This window comes from Veillonella dispar, assembly GCF_900637515.1.
In the GTDB taxonomy this organism is placed as follows: domain Bacteria; phylum Bacillota; class Negativicutes; order Veillonellales; family Veillonellaceae; genus Veillonella; species Veillonella dispar.
In genome coordinates this window covers 916,814-936,118 of sequence record NZ_LR134375.1, presented here as the reverse complement: position 1 = coordinate 936,118, position 19,305 = coordinate 916,814, and the positions used below count along the sequence as shown (strand labels likewise).

The following is a 19,305-nucleotide window of genomic DNA, read 5'->3' as shown; positions in this document are numbered from 1 at the left end:
CCTAATTAAGAAAATACCAACTGCATTGCCTCTTGAATAGATTTAACGCCTCTAATCTTGATAGAACTATCATTATCCTTGATTTGTTTATAATTGCCTTCAGGAATAATAAACTTTTTAAAGCCTAATTTCTTAGCTTCATTGATACGCTGTTCAATACGTGGAATGCTACGAACATTACCAGTGAGCCCTACTTCACCTAAAATGACCATATCGGTAGGAACAATACGATTTTTTAAATTAGATACAATAGCAACGGCCATAGACAAGTCACAAGCCGGTTCATTAACCTTGAGACCACCAATAACGTTAACGTACACATCCTTATTACCTAACGTAAAACCACAACGTTTTTCTAATACTGCCAAAAGTACTATTAAACGATTAAGGTCATAACCGATTGCAGTTCTTCTAGGCATACCAAAAGCAGTCGTAACAACAAGGCTTTGTACCTCTACAAGGATAGGACGAACACCTTCAAGATAAATCATAACGGCGCTGCCGCTTTCCTCATCAGATCGTTCTGCCAATAAGGAAGCTGATGGATTAGATAACTCTTGTAACCCTTCCTCAACCATGGCAAAGATACCTGTTTCAGATGTAGAGCCAAAACGATTCTTGATAGAGCGCAAAATACGGAATTGGTAAGACCGTTCACCTTCAAAGTAAAGTACTACATCCACCATATGTTCTAACATACGGGGCCCTGCAATATTACCTTCCTTAGTAACATGTCCAATAATTACCGTAGGAATATTGCGTTCTTTACAAAATCGAAGGAGTCGAGATGTACATTCTCGAACTTGACTAACACTGCCTGGAGCAGCATCAATATCACCAGTATACATAGTTTGAATAGAATCAATGACAAGTAAGGATGGCATCATTGTATCAGCTTGCTCAAGTATATGATCTAAATCTGTATCTGCAATAACTTGTAATCGTTCACTATTGATATGTAATCGTTCTGCCCTAAGCTTAAGTTGTAACTGAGACTCTTCCCCTGATGCATAGAGAACTGTCCCTACAGTATCGGCCACCTTTTGAGATACTTGAAGAAGTAGTGTAGACTTGCCTATACCAGGATCACCACCTAAGAGCATAAGAGCCCCAGGAACAATCCCACCACCTAATACGCGGTCGATTTCACCAAAGGTTGTAGATACACGAGCGAGAGATGAAATTTCAATATCTGGTAAAGCTGTTGGTTTTGTTGTTTGATTTCCCACACCTCGGGAAGGTGTACGGCTATGTTTAGTTTCTTTAATAATTTCTTCAACTAATGTATTCCATTCGCCACATTGTGGGCATCGGCCCATCCACTTAGAAGACTCAGCCCCACAATTTTGACAGAAGAATACTGATTTTGCTTTTCCCATAATGCCTCAAAATATTTTAATAAGAAAAGAAAGGTCATGAATGATAACCATTCATGACCTTTTATGCATAATTTTACTACATGGTTAACTATCATCATTCTATAGTATACCATTTAACCCATATTTTTTATATGAAAGTTATTAACTGTATATTTTATATTTTTTATACGCTGACAACAATCTCGTTATCCTTGACATCTACTTTTATAGTTTTTCCTTCTGTAACATCTCCTTTCAAAATAAGGTCTGATACAGGGTCCTCAATTAATCGTTGAATAGCTCGTTTTAGTGGTCGAGCCCCCATTGTAAAATCAGAACCTTCCTTAACGAGTAATTGCATCGCCTCAGATGTGATTTCTAATTGAAGCTCACGCTCTTTAAGGCGTTTTGTAACATCACTCATCAAGATAGAGACAATGTGTTTTAAGTCCTCTTCAGTTAATGGCCGGAATACAATCATTTCATCAATACGATTTAAAAACTCAGGTCTGAAATGACGTTTTACAGCATCCATAACAGATTTCTTAGCTTCTTTAAAATCTATACTATTAGATTGATTTGTAGAAGATTCAGATTTTTTAGGAGCTAAGAATCCAAGCTCTGAAGAGTTCTTATGTAAAGCTTTAGCACCTAAGTTACTCGTCATGATGATAACTGTATTTCTAAAATCTACAGTTCTACCTTGACTATCAGTAAGGCGACCATCATCAAGAACTTGTAACAAGATATTAAAGAAATCTGCATGTGCTTTCTCTACTTCATCGAGAAGAATAACACTATATGGTTTACGACGCACCGCATCTGTTAGTTGACCGCCTTCTTCATAGCCCACATAGCCTGGAGGGGCACCAACTAAGCGTGATACAGTATGCTTTTCCATATATTCTGACATATCAAGTCGAATCATAGCAGATTCATCGCCGAACAAGGAGGACGCAAGTGCTCTTGCTAGTTCAGTTTTACCTACCCCTGTGGGACCTAAGAATAAGAATGAACCAATAGGACGTTTCGGATCCTTTAATCCAGCCCTTGCACGGCGCACAGCTTTAGCTACAGCAGTAACAGCATCATCTTGACCTACTACACGTTTATGAAGCTCTTCTTCTAAATGGAGTAAAGTTTGGGATTCTTCGTCTGCTATTTTAGCCACTGGAATTCCCGTCCATTGTGCCACGACTGCTGCTATATCGTCTTCCGTAACTACTAACTTTTGCTCACTTTCTTCTTTTGCTACAGATTTTTTATCATCAATTTCTTTAACTAAAGATTGCTCCTCGTCACGAAGTTTAGCAGCCTTCTCAAAATCTTGTGATGTAACAGCAGCTTCTTTTTCTTTCTTTACTGTATTGAGTCGGTCTTCTAAGGCCTTAACATCTGGTGCTGCAGAAAATACTTTCATGCGGACCTTAGATGCAGCCTCATCAACCACATCGATAGCCTTATCAGGCAAGAAACGATCTGTAATATATCTACTGGATAAGGTAACAGCTGCTTTTAAAGCTTCATCCGTTATTTTAGCCTTATGGAACGCTTCATAGCGATCTCGTAAGCCTTTTAGAATTTCAAGAGCATCCTCTTCGTTAGGTTCTCCTACTTGAACAGGTTGGAAACGACGCTCTAAAGCGGCATCCTTTTCAATATGCTTTTTATATTCATCAAGGGTTGTAGCACCAATAACTTGGAATTCACCGCGTGCCAAAGCTGGTTTCAAGATGTTCGCTGCATCCATGGCCCCTTCAGTGGCACCGGCACCAACTAAAGTATGGATTTCATCAATAAAGATAATCATGTCATCATGTTGTTGTACTTCATCAATCGCTTTTTTTAATCGTTCTTCAAATTCGCCACGGTATTTTGCACCAGCAAGCATAGAACCAATGCTAAGGGAAATAATTCTCTTATTCCGTAAAATCTCCGGTACATTACCAGTAACAATACGCTGAGCCAAACCTTCGGCAATGGCTGTTTTACCTACACCAGGTTCACCAATGAGAACTGGATTATTTTTAGTTCTACGGCTAAGAATTTGAATAACTCGTTGAATTTCTGTATCGCGACCAATAACAGGATCAATTTTACCTTGTTTCGCAGATTCATTTAAATCTGTAGCAAAATCGGTTAAGTCACCTAAATCGCCATTGTTATTCGCTCCTTCTTGTCTACCATCATCACCATTACTACTAGAGCCCAGAATATGACGAATCGCTTCTACTATATCGTCGGTACGAATATTCATAGCCCGTAAAATTCCAACTGCAACACCACCGCCATCGCTGAGTAAACCGAGTAGAATATGCTCAGTACCAACGTAGTTATGATTCATGCGGTTAGCTACTTGAACAGCTAACTCAAGTACATGTTTAACACGTGGCGTCATATATATAGATGTTGCTTTTTTATTACCGCGCCCCACTTGCTCTTCTACAGCTTCAAAAATATCTTCTGTAACTATACCAAGCTCTTCTAAGGCCTTAGCCGCAACACCATTTTTAACCTTTGTCAGCCCGATGAGTACATGTTCAGTGCCTACATAGTCATGTCCCAACTCCAATGCAGCTTCTTGAGCAAAAGAAAGGACACGCTGTGCATCATCTGTAAATCGTTGCATCATAATATCACCTCTTCTATCTATGTAAATTGTAATTGTATCTCTTCAAATATATGTGAACAATGGTGGGAAACACCATTGGAATATCAATTGAGTATTTGTGAAATATATACTATTTTGAAAGTTTTTGACGTATTACTTTAGCTCGATAGCTATCGCGATCGGCCTCTGTTAAATCTTCATTACCTAAATATTTAGTAAGGAAATTAGGTCGAGTTATTGCCACCAACTCATTGAAGGTATCATTCCCCCAAAGTGGTAAGATATCTAAATCTACGCCTAATTGAATATCACTAAGCTTTGTTAATGCTTCTTTACCATTAACACGTCGTGCATATTGTAGAACACCATAGGATCGCCACAGAACGTCTTCTAAACCTTCTTTATCATTATGTAATAAAGATTGACGAGATTTACGCTCTTCCGCAATTATTCCTTCTACAATCTTGCTTAATTGCTCAATCGTTGCTTCTTCACTTATCCCCATCGTACGTTGATTGGAAATTTGGTATATAGCGCCTAAAGCCTCTGAGCCTTCGCCGTACAGACCTCGTACAGAGTATCCTAATTGAATGATGCTGCGAATGAGTCGTGTAATTCGACCAGACATAGTTAATGCAGGCAAATGTAGCATGACAGATGCTCTTAATCCGGTTCCTACATTTGTAGGGCATGCCGTCAAATAGCCAAAGCGTTCATCAAAAGCATAGGGATGCTTTGCCTCGATAGCCTTATCAATTTGCACTGCATGGTCATAGGCCTGTTGCAATTGAAGTCCAGAAGCCATAGATTGGATACGTAAATGATCCTCTTCATTCACCATAATTACAATGGATGCATCATCAGATACGACTAAGTTACGATATGGTAATTTTTCTTCAAGAGCTGGGCTCATTAAGTGTTTCTCTACTAATACAGCCCGCTCACTTTGACTTAACTGCTCTAGACTAATATTGGAATATTGATGTCCGTCTGCATCTTTCAAAGGTTGCAGCAACCCTCTAGAAATTGCATTTACTTTTTCTAAAGCAGATATATCATTACAATTTGTAAATAATAGGCCATCAAAATTCCGTGCCAAACGAATACGACTAGAGATTACAATGTGATCTGTCACATCTGTATCGTGATGTAACCACTGACTTAAAGGAGAGTCCAATATAGTATCTAACATAAGAACCTCCTACTCTTTATCGCCATCGATGATGGCTTCTAATCCTTTAATTTTATCTCTTAAGATAGCAGCCTCTTCAAAGTTTTCAGCTTGAACTGCTGTATCTAATTGATGACGCAATCGCTTCACTTCATGTTTAGCTTTAAATACATTAGTTTCACGACTAGGTACAGTTCCTTTATATTCAGAACTACCTTGTATACGTTGTAATAAGGGATCTATTTCACTATTAAAAGTCTCATAACATTGCCCACAGCCAAACTTACCTACTCGATTAAATTCGTCATAAGTAATACCACACTGAGGACACCGTTTTGATTGATGAGATTTTAATAAGTTATCTGGATAAATCATGTTTTTAAAAAAATCATTGGTAAAAAAGCTATTATCCCACATATCATTCATAAAAGAACTATAGGGGGATAATTTCCCCTCTTGTTGTAACTTGCTAGCGCAAGTACCACAAAAATGTTGTTCCGTCTTTTGGTTATTGACGATATTAGTCATATGAATGGTAGCTTCATTCTTATGGCAATGATCACATATCATTGATCATCACTCCTTCCGTAGTGTATCCACCATTGTTGCATAGAGCTGACGAATTGCATCATTACGATGTTCAATATCGGTATTCTCGATCAATGTAGCAAAAGAATTATGCATCAATTGAGCTTCACGACGAGTAATTTTTTCAGCTTGCAATAATTGAAACAATGATTGGTCTACATCTTTAATATCAATTAATGGATCCACTGTATTTTGACCTTCATAAATACGATAGGTTGTTACAGCTGGTAGAGAACCGGGATTTTCTGGATTTAATTTAGTAATTCGAATATATCCACCTAATCCACGCCTTGATTCCACATCAAAACCTCGTTCATTAGAAAATCGTGTGCTTAGTACATAGCTAATTTGCGATGGTGCGCAATCTAATTCATCGGCTAATTCATTACGTTTTAAGATTAATTTCTCTTGTTCTTCACGCATACGATCCAATATAAACTTTTCTATTTTATCAGCTATCATACTCATAAAAAACACCCCTTTAAAATATATTTACTATAGTTTTTGACTATTTGTTTTTTAATACAACTCTATTATATTCGACTATTTGACCTTAGTCAATATAAAAGTCAAACTTCATTGTATTCACATTTGACCTATTATGTACTTTTACATAATTTAAATTTAGTACAAGCTTGATTAAACATGAGTTTTTCTATATATTGTAAATAAGTCAAATCACTCTAAACGATTTTGACTTTTCCTTTACTTTTTAATCCATTCTCCTATGATTGGACTTAATATTAATTTCTAGGTATAATAAATAAGATATATTTTTCTGAAAGAAGGTGTTGTTATGGCAGAAGCATTAGGACAAGAACTGTTAATTGATTTATATTCCTGCGATGAAGATGCAATCTCATCCGCTACAGCTGTACAAGAAAGTGTAGCAACCGCATTTGATTTAGCTGACCTTGATGTTGATGAAATCAGTTGTCAAGTTATGGACGAGGAGATCGCCCTCCTATCTGTTGCACCAGGCTTTCACTTTACATTGCACACGTATCCTGCTCTAGGCTATGTGGCTGTTGATTTATACTCTTTTGAGCAATCCTTACCGCTCACATTAATTATGAAAGCATTGCGTAAATCTTTCAGAGCGGAAAAGGTAAAAGCAACAAGTGTACAACGTGGCGACTTTGGTAACGAGCGCGATATGAAGCCACGTCGCAAAACTAAGATTACTACACTTGGTCGTGTTTCCCGTACGCGTATCCAACTCAAACAAACAGGTGGCAAATTAAAAAAACAAAGTGCTAAGGTTATCAAAACGTTAGCTAAAAAAAGTGGCCTAAAAAAATAACCTAAAAGGACTAACCTATTTGAACTGCACCTCCAAAAATTGTGTCCAATTTTTGGGGTGCAGTTCATGGTTAGTCCTTTTTATTAGATGAAAATATTATTGTTATATCACTATATCCATATCATAACAATATAAAGAACAAATAGACATACAAAAAAGCTAGAGAAAATCCTCTAGCTTTTTATTTAGGTTAATATGTGATTTATCTATAGACAGCTTATCTACGAACCATCATTTCTTCTAGGTCCAGAACATCAGCAATTTCATCAACGTCATCACAGATGTACTCTGCATCGGCTTCTTTTAGTTCAGCTTCTGTACCATAACCATAAGTAACACCGATAGAAATACAGCCAAGTTCGTTAGCTGCCTCTACATCATACTTACGATCACCTACCATAAAGGCCAAACGACGACCATTGTCATCAGTTAAAGGATTGCCACAAAGTTTAAGAGCTTTTTCAAGAATCTCTTTCTTATGCAATAAACCAGCTTCATAATTTGCACCAACAATTACATCAAAGTACGGTGTTAATTCGAAGTGATCTAAAATGTCTTTAGCATAATGTTCAGGCTTTGCTGTAGCAACAGCAATAGTATATTGTTCTGTTTTGCATTTAGCCAACAAGTCTACAATATTCGGATATACTTGATTTTCAAATTTTCCGATTGTACCATACCGTTCACGGAATTTAAAGTATGTTTCTTCCGATTGCTCAAAGGTCATACCACAATGTTCTTGGAACGCATCTACCAATGGTGGTCCTAAGAATAATTGTAGTGTTTCTTCATCAGGTACATCATAACCAAAATGTTCCAATGCAAATTTAATGCTTTTAAGAATACCTTCTTGAGAATCAGTTAAAGTTCCATCTAAATCAAATAATATCGTTTTCTTCATATTATTTCTTTAAAGCCTCTTTCAATGTATGCCATGCAAGAACTGCACATTTAACACGTGCTGGCATGTTAGAAATATTTTGTAGTGCCATAGCATCTTCTAATTCTTCTAACTCATTTTCATCGGTAATCTCTTTTTTGATCATACCTAAGAAAACTTCTACCAAACGAAGAGCTTCCTCAACGGATTTGCCCTTGATGATATCAATCATCATAGATGCAGATGCTTGACTGATAGCACAACCAGAGCCTGTGTATGCAGCATCTTTAATAATGCCATTTTCCACATTGAGTTGCAATGTTAGGTCATCACCACAACTTGGGTTATGGCCATGCTCAGAATTTGTAAAATGAGCTAATTCATGTTTATTACGCTTATCTTGGTTATGTTCCAAAATAAGTTCCGTATATAATTGATCCATTTCCATTGATGGTAAATCTCCTAATCTTTAAAACCCATTACTGAACGAACTGTCTTTAATACTTCAAGGAATGCATCTAGATCTTCCTTACGAGTATATAAGTACATACTTAGACGAGTGGATGCAGATACGTTGTAGAATGCACCTAATGGTTGTGCACAGTGGTGACCGGAACGAACACAAATGCCCTTAGAATCCAAAATTGTAGCTACATCATGAGGATGTACATCATCTACTGTAAATGCAATTACGCCGTGTTTTTCCTTAGGATTTTGAGAGCCAATTACGTGAACATGTGGCAATGCAACAATCTTAGGAAGAATATATGCTACAAGTTCCTCTTCATAAGCTTCAATAGCATCCATGCCAAAGGATTCTAAATAATCAATAGCTGCATGCAAGGAAACGGCACCATCAGCATTTGGAGTACCAGCTTCGAATTTATATGGAAGCTCATTGAATGTAGCAGTTTGTTCTTTTACATATTCAATCATGTCCCCACCCAATAGGAATGGTGGCATAGCTTCTAATAACTCACGTTTACCATAGAGTACACCAATACCTTGAGATGCACACATTTTATGGCCAGAGAATACGAAGAAATCACAATCTAATTCTTGGACATCAATTTTTTTATGAGGTGTAGATTGAGCACCATCGAGGACTACTACAGCACCTACAGAATGCGCTTTTTCAGTTAATTCTTTTACAGGGAATTCCATACCAAGCACATTGCTAACATGAGCAAAGGCAACAATTTTAGTGTTTTCATCAATTTTATTGATTTCACCATCTTTTAAATGCCCATGTTCATCAAGGTACATATATTCTAAAGTTGCCCCTGTTTGTTCTGTCACATATTGCCATGTTACAAGATTGGCATGATGTTCCGCAACAGTAATGACAATCTTGTCACCTTTTTTCACATTATGAAGACCATAGCTATGAGCAATCAAGTTCATAGATTCTGTACTATTACGTGTGAATACAACTTCTTCACGTTCACGAGCATTGATAAATTCAACTACGCGATCACGAGCATTTTCATAGTCTTCAGATGCTTCAATAGCTAAAATATGAGAGCCACGATGTGGATTACCATTACGTTGTGTCATATGTTCCACAACACGATCAATTACGGACTGTGGAATTTGTGCAGTAGCACCGCTATCTAAATAGATAACGCGGTGCCCATTATGCTCTTTATGTAGTATAGGAAAGTCTTTGTATGCTTCTGCAATTGGTCTCATAAAAACGCCTCTTTAAATTTTATTACGTACAGCTGCTAACGCTGCTTCTTCAATCGTTTCATCACCAATGCGATCAATAATAGGTCGAATCATAGATTCTACAATGATATGTTTTGCTTCTACTTCACTAAAGCCACGGCTCATGATATAGAACAATTTATTATGATCAATTTGGCCTGCACTCGCTGCATGATTACCAACTACATTATCTTCTTTACACAATAATAGAGGTAAAGAAACAGATTTTACAGTTGGATCTAACAATAAGCAAGTATCTTCTTCCGCACCTTCAGAAGCTGTTGCACCATGAAGGAAATCAAGAGTACCACGGAAAGATTTTTTAGAATTGCCACTAAGAGCACCTAATGTATGAATATCACTGAAAGATTTTTTACCACCATGACTCATAACCATGGAGATATCAAATTTTTGCTCTTCGTTGCCAAGATAAGCAATATCATGAACCATACGAGATTCTTGACCTACTAAATCATGATAGTAGTTCAAAATATTTTCGCTACCACCAAGTTCAATATTAATGTATTCTACATCTGCTTTATCTTCCAATTTTGTATAACGATGTTCGATATGTTGTACATGTTCAGGTAAAAGATTTACCTTTTTCACTACAACTTTACCGCCTTCTTTTACATCGTATTCATTTAGATAACTAATATTTGTTAAAGCTTCACCAGTGCCAGTTACATAGAATTGTACCTCTAGTTCTGCCCCTTCACCAACGATGAATTGGAAACGGTTAGCTACACGTGCATTAGCATCAATGCGGATGCCTACAACTTCTTTTGTCTTAGCAGAAACATTGATAACATAACCTTCTGCATTATCCACCAATGCTTGAACAGCATCCTTATTAGCACCTTCATATTTAGCATCTAACAGTGCTGCTCCTGTAGGTAATGGTGAAAGTATATTTTGATTCGCTTCTACAGCGATGGATTGTACGGATGTATCTTCTCCAACTAGAGAGCTTACAGTATGGTTAACACGCAACCATCTGAATGTCGGTCTAGGGAGTTCATTAAATAGTAATTCGCTCATAATTCCTCCTTAACCGATAGAACCTTCTAATTCAAGATTGATTAGATTGTTCATTTCTACAGCATACTCAAGTGGTAATTCTTTGGAGATTGGCTCAACGAAACCACGAACGAGCATTGCACGAGCTTCTTCTTCACTAATACCACGTGTCATGAGATAGAAAATCGCTTCGTCAGAAATACGACCGATTTTAGCTTCATGGCCTAAATCCACATTATCATTTTCTACGATAATCGCTGGAATTGTATCAGATTGAGACTCTGCATCAAGCATCAAGGATTCACAAGATACAGTCGCTTTAGAATGTTCTGCTTTAGGGCCAATTTTCAAAAGGCCACGGTAAATAGCAGCACCACCGGATTTGGAAATAGATTTAGAGTTTACATTACTAGTTGTGTAAGGAGCATTATGAACTACCTTACAACCAGTATCAAGGAATTGTCCTTCACCAGCAAATGTTACACCTGTGAATTCAGCATGTGCACCTTCACCATTAAGGATACTCATTGGATACAAGCAAGATACTCTAGAACCGAAGGAACCAGATACCCACTCAATAGTACCACCTTTACCTACCACACAACGTTTTGTGTTAAGGTTGTACATGTTTTTGGACCAGTTTTCAATTGTAGAATAACGCAATGTAGCATTATCTTTTACAAACAATTCAACGGCACCGGCATGAAGGTTAGATACGTCATATTTAGGAGCAGAACAACCTTCGATGAAGTGCAATTTAGCCCCTTCTTCTACGATGATCATAGTATGTTCAAACTGACCAGCACCTGGTGCATTCAAGCGGAAATAGGATTGCAATGGAATCTCAACTTGTACACCTGCTGGAACATATACGAAGGAACCACCAGACCAAACGGCACCATGAAGAGCAGCCCATTTATGATCTGTAGGTGGAATCAATGTCATCCAGTATTTTTTTACGATTTCTTCATGCTCATGTAATGCTGTTTCAATATCAGTATAGATAACACCTTGTTTAACAAGATCTTCTTGAATACTGTGGTAAACAACTTCAGAGTCATATTGCGCACCAACACCAGCAAGAGATGTTTTTTCCGCTTCTGGAATACCTAAGCGGTCAAAGGTGCTTTTAATTTCTTCTGGAACTTCGTCCCAGTTTTCTTTCATATCTACTTTAGGCTTAACATAAGTATGGATGTTAGCCATATCTAAGCCAGAAATATCAGGAATCCAGTTTGGAATACCCATACGATTGTAGATTTCTAAAGATTTCAAACGGAAGTCAAGCATCCATTCAGGTTCATTTTTATTAGACCAAATTTCACGGATAATATCTTCTGTTAAACCGGCATCAGAAATATAAGAATATTCAAAGTCATTCTTAATATCATAGACACCACGGTCCATATCCGCGACTTGGGTTTTCTTTCTTTCTTCCATTGTGCCTCCTATGCTAATGCTTTGTATGCGTCGTAACCTTTTTCTTCGATTTCACGTACAAGAGAAGCATCACCAGTTTTAACGATCTTACCGTTGATCAATACATGAACATAGTCAGGTTTTAATTTTTGCAAGATTTGGTTGTGGTGAGTGATGATCAATACAGCATTGTCTTCGTTGTGGAAACGTTGTACGCCTTCGGATACGATACGAACCGCGTCTACGTCAAGACCGGAGTCAGTTTCATCAAGAATAGCCAATTTAGGATTCAAAATGGACATTTGAAGAATTTCATTTTTCTTGCGTTCACCACCGGAGAACCCTTCATTTACATAACGTTGTGCATAGGACAAATCAAAGGATAATTCATCCATTTTTTCTTTCAATTCTTTTTTGAAAGATAAGGCACGTACATTTTCACCAGTAATTGTAGATTTCGCTGTACGAATGAAGTTTTCTACAGTGATACCAGGAATAGAAATTGGGTTTTGGAAGGACATGAAAATACCAGCTTTTGCACGATCGTTTACTGCATCTTCTGTAATATCTTTACCATCAAAAATAATGGAGCCGCTGTCTACAGTATATGTAGAGTTACCCATGATAGCATTAGCAAGTGTAGACTTACCTGCACCATTTGTGCCCATTACAACGTGAATTTCACCTTTATTAATTGTTAAGTTGATACCTTTCAAGATTTGTTTATCTTCAACGGATACCTTTAAATCTTTTATCTGAAGTAATTCAGCCAAAATATTCACTCCTTTTTATTATGTATCCTCAATATCGAGGCATACAATCGTTATATGTAAAACGTATATACTGACACATATAAAAAGGCGGTACGCACTAACGTGAATACCGCCGTAATTCTCGCCAACTTAGCAAGTATGTGCATAACAATCTACAATTATTATACATTCTTATCTAAATGATAGCAAGATATTCCTACTAAAATATACAGGAATTAAAAGAATATCATATATTACATATATTGATAGGCTTTTAATAATATTCATTCTCATCCTATTCGATTCTCAATATTAAATTATAGGTTGGAGAAATCGAGGGTGCCAAACAAATCATCATATGTTTCAGCACGACGAATTTGTGTAACAGAGCCATCTTTATGTAATAACAACTCAGCAGAACGCAATTTACCATTATAGTTAAAGCCCATAGAATGACCATGTGCACCAGCATCATGAATGATGATACGATCACCAATATCAATTTTTGGCAATTCACGTTGGATAGCGAACTTATCGTTATTTTCACATAAGGAGCCTGTTACATCATATACATGGTCCTTAGGCGCATTTTCTTTACCCATTACAGTAATATGGTGATAAGAACCATATAATGCTGGACGCATAAGATTTGCCATGCAAGAATCAAGACCAATGTAATGACGATAAATATCTTTTTTGTGAATCGCTGTAGAAACTAGGTAACCAAATGGACCTGTAACCATACGACCACATTCATAAGCTAATGCTACATCACCAAGACCATTAGCTACGAGAATTCTATTGTAAGCCTCTTCTACACCCTTGCTAAGCGCTTTGAAATCTACAGGTGTTTGTTCTGGTTTATAAGCAACACCTACGCCACCACCAAGATCGATAAACTCAACATTGATGCCAAGCTCATTTTTAATATCTACGGCAAGATTAAAGCAAAGTTCAGCCGTGCCAACTAAGCCATCGATATCAAGTTCATTAGAAACAACCATTGTATGGATACCAAAGTGTTTTACACCTTTTGCTTGTAGTTGTTTGTAGGCTTCAAAAATTTGTTCACGAGTCATACCGTATTTAGCTTCTTCAGGAAGGCCAATAATTGTATTGCCCCCTTCTTTTAAGGAGCCTGGGTTATAACGAACGCAGAACGTATCAGGCAAAGAACCATGATTTTTTTCTAAATATTCAATATGAGTAATATCATCTAGGTTGATAATAGCACCCATTTCTAGTGCTTTTTTATATTCCACATATGGTGTGTCATTAGATGTGAACATAATGTCATGACCTGTAATGCCCACTTTTTCGCATAGCATCAACTCTGCCAAGGAAGAGCAGTCTGCACCTACCCCAAGTTTTTGTAACACACGCATAATATATGGATTTGGAGTCGCTTTTACAGCAAAATATTGTTTAAACCCTTTATTCCAAGAAAATGCATCGATGAAAGATTTCATATTTTCAATGATACCTTCTTCATCGTAAATATGAAATGGTGTTGGATATTGGGCAATAATATTTTCTAATTGTTCAGCTGTAAACGGAACTGTTTTTGTATTCATAATAACCTCGCTACACAAATAAAAGACTCATCAATCGACGAGTCTATTAACCTAATTATTATTTAAATAAAGCTTTATCTAGGCTATAGCGACCTGCACCTGCGAAGAATAACATAAGTGCACCAAAGCCCATTTGAGATGGATAGTCCCAACTAAAGAAGCTGCCACTAAGATTTAATATTGTGGCCACTGCTAATATACCAATAAGTAACAAAGATCCACTCCGTGTAAATAGACCAATTGCTATAAGTACGCCGCCTATCATTTCTGCATATGCTGCCATAGTACCTAATATTTCATAACCACCAGGTACACCTAATGGTGCCAACATAGCTCCAACTTTATAAAGGCCTTCAGCACCGCTCAAATACTTTAAATATCCATGATAAAACATGGAAATACCAAGTGCCAAACGATAAACTAAGAGGCCAAAATTAACATAATTAGGTTTACTTTTAAAAATAAAGCTCAACATAGTAATCCTTCTTTCAGGTTAAACAACATCGAAATAATTCGATAACCATATTATAAAGGTCAGTAACTACTGTGTCAAACTAGACTCAATATTAAATTCTATAGAATTATAACATATATTGTATACAAAATCAATTTTATCAATTTGATAATCCTCATATAGCTGATTTAGATAAATACAAAAATAATCCTAATGAAAAAGTGAACATATAGTTCCTAATTCATTAGGATTATTCTAAATCTTATAGATTATGCGCTAAGCAGTTGATTACATCATACCGCCCATGCCACCCATTGGAGGCATTGCAGGTACTGCAGCATTTTCTTCTACTTTGTCAGCTACGATTGTTTCAGTAGTCAATACAAGAGATGCAATGGATGCAGCATTTTGAAGAGCAGAACGTGTAACTTTTGCAGGATCCACGATACCAGCTTTTACCATGTCGATGTATTCTTCAGTCAAAGCATTGAAACCAACGCCAGCTTCAGTATTTTTAACTTTTTCAACTACAACGGAGCCTTCAAGACCAGCATTGTAAGCGATTTGACGAAGAGGTTCTTCTACTGCACGTTTAACAAGATTGATACCAGTTTGAACATCACCAGTAGCTTCCAATGTGTTCAATGCAGGGATGATGTCGATGAATGTAGTACCACCACCAGCTACGATACCTTCTTCAACAGCAGCACGAGTTGCGTTCAATGCGTCTTCGATACGAAGTTTTTTATCTTTCATTTCAACTTCTGTAGCAGCACCTACTTCGATAACTGCAACACCACGGGACAATTTAGCAAGACGTTCTTGTAATTTTTCACGATCGAATTCAGAAGTTGTTTCTTCCACTTGTGCACGGATTTGGCTAACGCGTTTAGCAATTACATCTTTATCGCCTACACCATCGATGATTGTAGTTTCATCTTTAGTAATGCGAACTTGACGAGCTGTACCAAGGTCAGTAAGTTCTACGGAATCAAGTTTACGGCCCATATCTTCAGTGATTACAGTACCACCAGTCAAGATAGCGATATCTTCAAGCATAGCTTTACGACGATCACCGAAGCCAGGAGCTTTAACAGCTACAGCTTTGAATGTACCACGTAAGCGGTTTACTACCAATGTAGCCAATGCTTCACCTTCTACATCTTCAGCGATGATAAGAAGTTCTTTGCCTACTTTTACAACTTTTTCAAGTGTTGGCAACATATCTGCGATAGCACTGATTTTACGGTCAGTAATCAAGATGTATGGGTTATCCATAACAGCTTCCATACGATCAGGATCAGTTACCATGTAAGGGGAAATGTAGCCGCGGTCAAATTGCATACCTTCTACTACGTTTAATGCAGTTTGCAAGCCTTTGGATTCTTCTACAGTGATAACGCCGTCGTTACCAACTTTTTCCATAGCTTCAGCAATCAAACCACCGATTTCTTCATCAGCAGCGGATACGCTAGCAACTTGAGCAATTTCAGCTTTACCAGAAACTTTGATGGAGCGTTTTTTAATTTCTTCTACCAAAGTTTTTACTGCTGTTTCAATACCTTTTTTCAAGATCATTGGGTTAGCACCAGCTGCTACGTTGCGCATGCCTTCTTGAATCATAGCTTGTGCCAATACAGTTGCAGTAGTAGTACCGTCACCTGCTACATCGTTAGTTTTAGTAGCAACTTCTTTAACTAATTGAGCACCCATGTTTTCAAATGGATCTGGAAGTTCGATATCACGAGCAATAGTTACACCATCATTTGTAATTGTTGGAGAACCGAATTTTTTATCCAATACAACATTACGGCCTTTTGGTCCTAATGTAACTTTTACAGCATTTGCCAATTGATCAACGCCACGACCTAAAGCGCGACGAGCTTCTTCATTAAACAAGATTTCTTTTGCCATATGTATTACCTCCTAGATAATAACAGTATCTAATGTAAGGGAATGTATATGCCCGCAGGCAATATAAAATGTATCAATAGTATGTTTAGCTCTATACAGCTATAAATTAGCTATTATAATACTGCTAAGATATCGCGTTCGCTAATGATCAAATGAGTAGCGCCATCGATTTCTAATTCGCTACCAGCATATTTTGCGAACATAACAGTATCGCCAACTTTAACTTCTGGAGCTACACGTTGACCATTGTCATAAACTTTACCAGCACCTACAGCTACTACTACACCTTCTTGAGGTTTTTCTTTTGCTGTATCAGGAAGGAAAATACCACTTTTAGTTTTTTCTTCTTTTGCTTCTAAACGGATAAGAACGCGGTCAGCTAATGGTTTTAACATATGATGTCACTCCTTATTTACTAGTTATTATTTACAATTTATTAGCACTCTAAGTTATCGAGTGCTAATCACATGTATTATTATAACCTATGTCAAAATAAATGCAAGCAGAAATTTTGATTTTTTGACTTTTTAGTTTTTATTTGATGTTAGACACAAAAAAACTAGTATAAGATTTATCCTTATACTAGTCTTTTCATCTATTTAGAAACTTGATTAATTAATGCTTTACATATATTAACAATACTATCGCGTTTCTTCATACTTAAGGCGCGAATGCGATTATACGCTTCCTCTTCAGATATAGAGTATAAATCCATCAATATACCGGTCCCCTTTTGAATGATTTTACGATCTTCTAATGACTGTTCTAATTCAGCCATTTTTTCGCGAAGCTGCGCATCACTATGATAACGGCCTAAGGCCATTTCTAAGGTGGGAACCAATTGCTCTTCACGTACAGGTTTTAATAAATATCCATAAACGCCAGATTCTCTAGCCTTATTAATTAAATCCTGTTGACTATAACTTGTTAATAGTACGACTGGTGCTTCATGGTGAAAGCCAATTTGACGTGCTGCTTCTATGCCATCCAACTCCGGCATCTTTACATCCATAAGAACAATATCAGGCTTATATTCTTTGCAAAGTTTAATGGCTTCCACTCCATTAGTGCCTTCTGCTACAACTTCATGACCACAGGATTCAATAATATCGCGTAGATCCATACGTATAAGGGATTCATCATCCACTATTAAAACGCGCATTTACTTCTCCTTCTTCATATGTATTGTTACTAGAACACCAACATCTGTATTTTCTACAGATAATTTACCTTTTAACTCATGGGTAACTAAATTATTAATGATAGTTAATCCTAATCGCTTGTTGGAATTAATAGAAAACTCTGGAGGCAACCCTTTACCCGTATCAGAAAAAGCTAATACAATATATTCCTCTGACTCTGTAACAGCTAAACGAATCTCTCCGTTTTTACCATCTAAGCCATGTTCAAGGCTATTGGTAATTAGCTCATTAATTATGAGGGATACATAACTAGCCATATGAGAGGATATCAACATATCTTCTCCACTATAGGTAAACGTAACATCTTGGTCTTGTCGAACCATACTCATACGCAATAAGCGACATAGCTCGTCATAAATTGATCGGATACCTATATAATCCTCGTCATAATGGGATACAATATCGTGAACTAATGCCATACTTTCAATACGATTTATTCCCTCTTGCAAGGCTTGTTTAACCTCAGGCAAGCTAGAACGTCTAGCCTCCATGCGCAACAAACCTGCTACGGTTTGTAAATTGTTTTTTACACGATGATGAACTTCTTTAATAATCGAGTTCTTTACCAGTAATTCTTGTTGCTGCTTACTTTCACGGGTACAATCGTGAAGCACAAGGAAACAACGTGTTTCATTACGCCCCATAGCAATAGGAATCATATGCTGACGAATGACCATATCTTGATAGATCTCTTCACTAGTATATATGGTTCTATCCTCTAACACTTGTTGGATGGCTGAAACTTTTAAGGTACTGCTATAAATTGATGAGCCCACAAGTCGTCGGTCAAATCCTAGCACATCTACTAGTTGTACAGCCGCCTCATTACCATACAGAATTCTATGAGAATCATCAAAAATGATTAAACCATCAAAGTAAGAAATCGGTTCATATGATTGTATTTGCTCATCCGTAGCAGTCAACATGAGCCGTTGCATCGTATCCGACAAGGTATACTCTTGCTCATATTGTTCTATCTTAATAGACGGAGACACGGTAAAAGCAATGCCCCCAATAATACGACCACCATTATCTACAACGGGAAAAACATGTTGTCGTTGATCATGTTCTACCCCAATAAGAGGTTGTCCACTTTCCATCATAGAATGCCATGTATTATTCCCTTTTAACTGTCGAGTAATAACACCTTGGTCACTCCGTTCAATACACAGCATATCAGCACGATGATGCATAGTACCTTGTGAGGACTCTAGAAGAGGTGTAAAAATCTGTATCCTTTGACGGGTCAATGACTCGCCAAAGGATATAAGTTTACTAATATGCTCTAATAATGAGGTTTGTAATGGACTTAATGGTGTTGTATTTAAAATATCTTGACCGATATCCAC

At 37.2% G+C, this 19,305-nt stretch carries 18 protein-coding genes; 1 reads left to right on the top strand and 17 read right to left on the bottom strand.

Annotated elements, in window-relative coordinates; translation table 11 throughout:
- Positions 1-5: 5 nt before the first annotated feature.
- From radA to EL171_RS04265, 5 genes are all read right to left on the bottom strand, one after another.
- Positions 6-1,379 (bottom strand): DNA repair protein RadA, encoded by a 1,374-nt coding sequence (gene radA / locus EL171_RS04285; protein ID WP_005386387.1) that lies wholly within the window; start codon positions 1,377-1,379, stop codon positions 6-8.
- A 163-nt stretch (positions 1,380-1,542) separates the two neighbouring features.
- Positions 1,543-3,990: an ATP-dependent Clp protease ATP-binding subunit gene (locus tag EL171_RS04280; protein WP_005386386.1), complete on the bottom strand. Its 2,448-nt coding sequence runs from the start codon at positions 3,988-3,990 to the stop codon at positions 1,543-1,545.
- 109 nt (positions 3,991-4,099) lie between these two features.
- Positions 4,100-5,161, bottom strand: coding sequence for a protein arginine kinase (locus EL171_RS04275; protein WP_005386385.1), 1,062 nt, complete (start codon positions 5,159-5,161; stop codon positions 4,100-4,102).
- A gap of 9 nt (positions 5,162-5,170) precedes the next feature.
- Complete coding sequence (locus EL171_RS04270; protein WP_005386382.1) at positions 5,171-5,710, bottom strand: UvrB/UvrC motif-containing protein; 540 nt, start codon at positions 5,708-5,710, stop codon at positions 5,171-5,173.
- 6 nt (positions 5,711-5,716) lie between these two features.
- Entirely contained in the window at positions 5,717-6,196 is a 480-nt protein-coding gene (locus EL171_RS04265; protein WP_005386381.1) for a CtsR family transcriptional regulator, read from the bottom strand.
- Positions 6,197-6,524: 328 nt separating this feature from the next.
- Between EL171_RS04265 and EL171_RS04260 the strand changes: the two genes are divergently transcribed.
- A complete protein-coding gene (locus EL171_RS04260; RefSeq protein WP_005386379.1) occupies positions 6,525-7,031 on the top strand; it encodes an S-adenosylmethionine decarboxylase family protein in 507 nt (168 codons plus the stop codon).
- A 217-nt stretch (positions 7,032-7,248) separates the two neighbouring features.
- On the opposite strand, the gene EL171_RS04255 is transcribed toward EL171_RS04260, so the two are convergent.
- From EL171_RS04255 to EL171_RS04200, 12 genes are all read right to left on the bottom strand, one after another.
- On the bottom strand, positions 7,249-7,932 hold the full coding sequence (locus EL171_RS04255; RefSeq protein WP_005386378.1) for an HAD hydrolase-like protein: 684 nt from the start codon (positions 7,930-7,932) through the stop codon (positions 7,249-7,251).
- 1 nt (position 7,933) lies between these two features.
- The gene (gene sufU / locus EL171_RS04250) at positions 7,934-8,359 is read right to left on the bottom strand and encodes a Fe-S cluster assembly sulfur transfer protein SufU (RefSeq protein WP_005386377.1); all 426 of its coding nucleotides are present in this window, start codon (positions 8,357-8,359) and stop codon (positions 7,934-7,936) included.
- A 14-nt stretch (positions 8,360-8,373) separates the two neighbouring features.
- The gene (locus EL171_RS04245; RefSeq protein ID WP_005386375.1) at positions 8,374-9,603 is read right to left on the bottom strand and encodes a SufS family cysteine desulfurase; all 1,230 of its coding nucleotides are present in this window, start codon (positions 9,601-9,603) and stop codon (positions 8,374-8,376) included.
- A gap of 12 nt (positions 9,604-9,615) precedes the next feature.
- Complete coding sequence (locus EL171_RS04240) at positions 9,616-10,662, bottom strand: SufB/SufD family protein (protein WP_005386373.1); 1,047 nt, start codon at positions 10,660-10,662, stop codon at positions 9,616-9,618.
- 9 nt (positions 10,663-10,671) lie between these two features.
- The gene (gene sufB / locus EL171_RS04235; RefSeq protein ID WP_005386372.1) at positions 10,672-12,081 is read right to left on the bottom strand and encodes a Fe-S cluster assembly protein SufB; all 1,410 of its coding nucleotides are present in this window, start codon (positions 12,079-12,081) and stop codon (positions 10,672-10,674) included.
- An 8-nt stretch (positions 12,082-12,089) separates the two neighbouring features.
- Positions 12,090-12,833: a Fe-S cluster assembly ATPase SufC gene (gene sufC / locus EL171_RS04230; protein ID WP_039969146.1), complete on the bottom strand. Its 744-nt coding sequence runs from the start codon at positions 12,831-12,833 to the stop codon at positions 12,090-12,092.
- 296 nt (positions 12,834-13,129) lie between these two features.
- Entirely contained in the window at positions 13,130-14,386 is a 1,257-nt protein-coding gene (locus EL171_RS04225) for a diaminopimelate decarboxylase family protein (protein ID WP_005386368.1), read from the bottom strand.
- A 58-nt stretch (positions 14,387-14,444) separates the two neighbouring features.
- Positions 14,445-14,861, bottom strand: coding sequence for a DoxX family protein (locus EL171_RS04220; RefSeq protein ID WP_005386367.1), 417 nt, complete (start codon positions 14,859-14,861; stop codon positions 14,445-14,447).
- 267 nt (positions 14,862-15,128) lie between these two features.
- A complete protein-coding gene (groL, locus tag EL171_RS04215) occupies positions 15,129-16,754 on the bottom strand; it encodes a chaperonin GroEL (RefSeq protein ID WP_005386365.1) in 1,626 nt (541 codons plus the stop codon).
- A gap of 113 nt (positions 16,755-16,867) precedes the next feature.
- The gene (groES, locus tag EL171_RS04210) at positions 16,868-17,149 is read right to left on the bottom strand and encodes a co-chaperone GroES (RefSeq protein ID WP_004696047.1); all 282 of its coding nucleotides are present in this window, start codon (positions 17,147-17,149) and stop codon (positions 16,868-16,870) included.
- 200 nt (positions 17,150-17,349) lie between these two features.
- Positions 17,350-17,916: an ANTAR domain-containing response regulator gene (locus tag EL171_RS04205; protein WP_005386363.1), complete on the bottom strand. Its 567-nt coding sequence runs from the start codon at positions 17,914-17,916 to the stop codon at positions 17,350-17,352.
- Positions 17,917-19,305, bottom strand: coding sequence for a sensor histidine kinase (locus tag EL171_RS04200; RefSeq protein WP_039969143.1), 1,389 nt, complete (start codon positions 19,303-19,305; stop codon positions 17,917-17,919).

Coding starts and splice junctions, on each gene's coding strand:
- EL171_RS04255 (WP_005386378.1), bottom strand. CDS start 7,932: ATGAAGAAAACGATATTATTTGATTTAGATGGAACTTTAACTGATTCT.
- EL171_RS04220 (WP_005386367.1), bottom strand. CDS start 14,861: ATGTTGAGCTTTATTTTTAAAAGTAAACCTAATTATGTTAATTTTGGC.
- EL171_RS04260 (WP_005386379.1), top strand. CDS start 6,525: ATGGCAGAAGCATTAGGACAAGAACTGTTAATTGATTTATATTCCTGC.
- EL171_RS04270 (WP_005386382.1), bottom strand. CDS start 5,710: ATGATATGTGATCATTGCCATAAGAATGAAGCTACCATTCATATGACT.
- sufB (WP_005386372.1), bottom strand. CDS start 12,081: ATGGAAGAAAGAAAGAAAACCCAAGTCGCGGATATGGACCGTGGTGTC.
- EL171_RS04225 (WP_005386368.1), bottom strand. CDS start 14,386: ATGAATACAAAAACAGTTCCGTTTACAGCTGAACAATTAGAAAATATT.
- radA (WP_005386387.1), bottom strand. CDS start 1,379: ATGGGAAAAGCAAAATCAGTATTCTTCTGTCAAAATTGTGGGGCTGAG.
- EL171_RS04275 (WP_005386385.1), bottom strand. CDS start 5,161: ATGTTAGATACTATATTGGACTCTCCTTTAAGTCAGTGGTTACATCAC.
- EL171_RS04205 (WP_005386363.1), bottom strand. CDS start 17,916: ATGCGCGTTTTAATAGTGGATGATGAATCCCTTATACGTATGGATCTA.
- EL171_RS04280 (WP_005386386.1), bottom strand. CDS start 3,990: ATGATGCAACGATTTACAGATGATGCACAGCGTGTCCTTTCTTTTGCT.
- groES (WP_004696047.1), bottom strand. CDS start 17,149: ATGTTAAAACCATTAGCTGACCGCGTTCTTATCCGTTTAGAAGCAAAA.
- EL171_RS04265 (WP_005386381.1), bottom strand. CDS start 6,196: ATGAGTATGATAGCTGATAAAATAGAAAAGTTTATATTGGATCGTATG.
- groL (WP_005386365.1), bottom strand. CDS start 16,754: ATGGCAAAAGAAATCTTGTTTAATGAAGAAGCTCGTCGCGCTTTAGGT.
- sufU (WP_005386377.1), bottom strand. CDS start 8,359: ATGGAAATGGATCAATTATATACGGAACTTATTTTGGAACATAACCAA.
- EL171_RS04240 (WP_005386373.1), bottom strand. CDS start 10,662: ATGAGCGAATTACTATTTAATGAACTCCCTAGACCGACATTCAGATGG.
- EL171_RS04245 (WP_005386375.1), bottom strand. CDS start 9,603: ATGAGACCAATTGCAGAAGCATACAAAGACTTTCCTATACTACATAAA.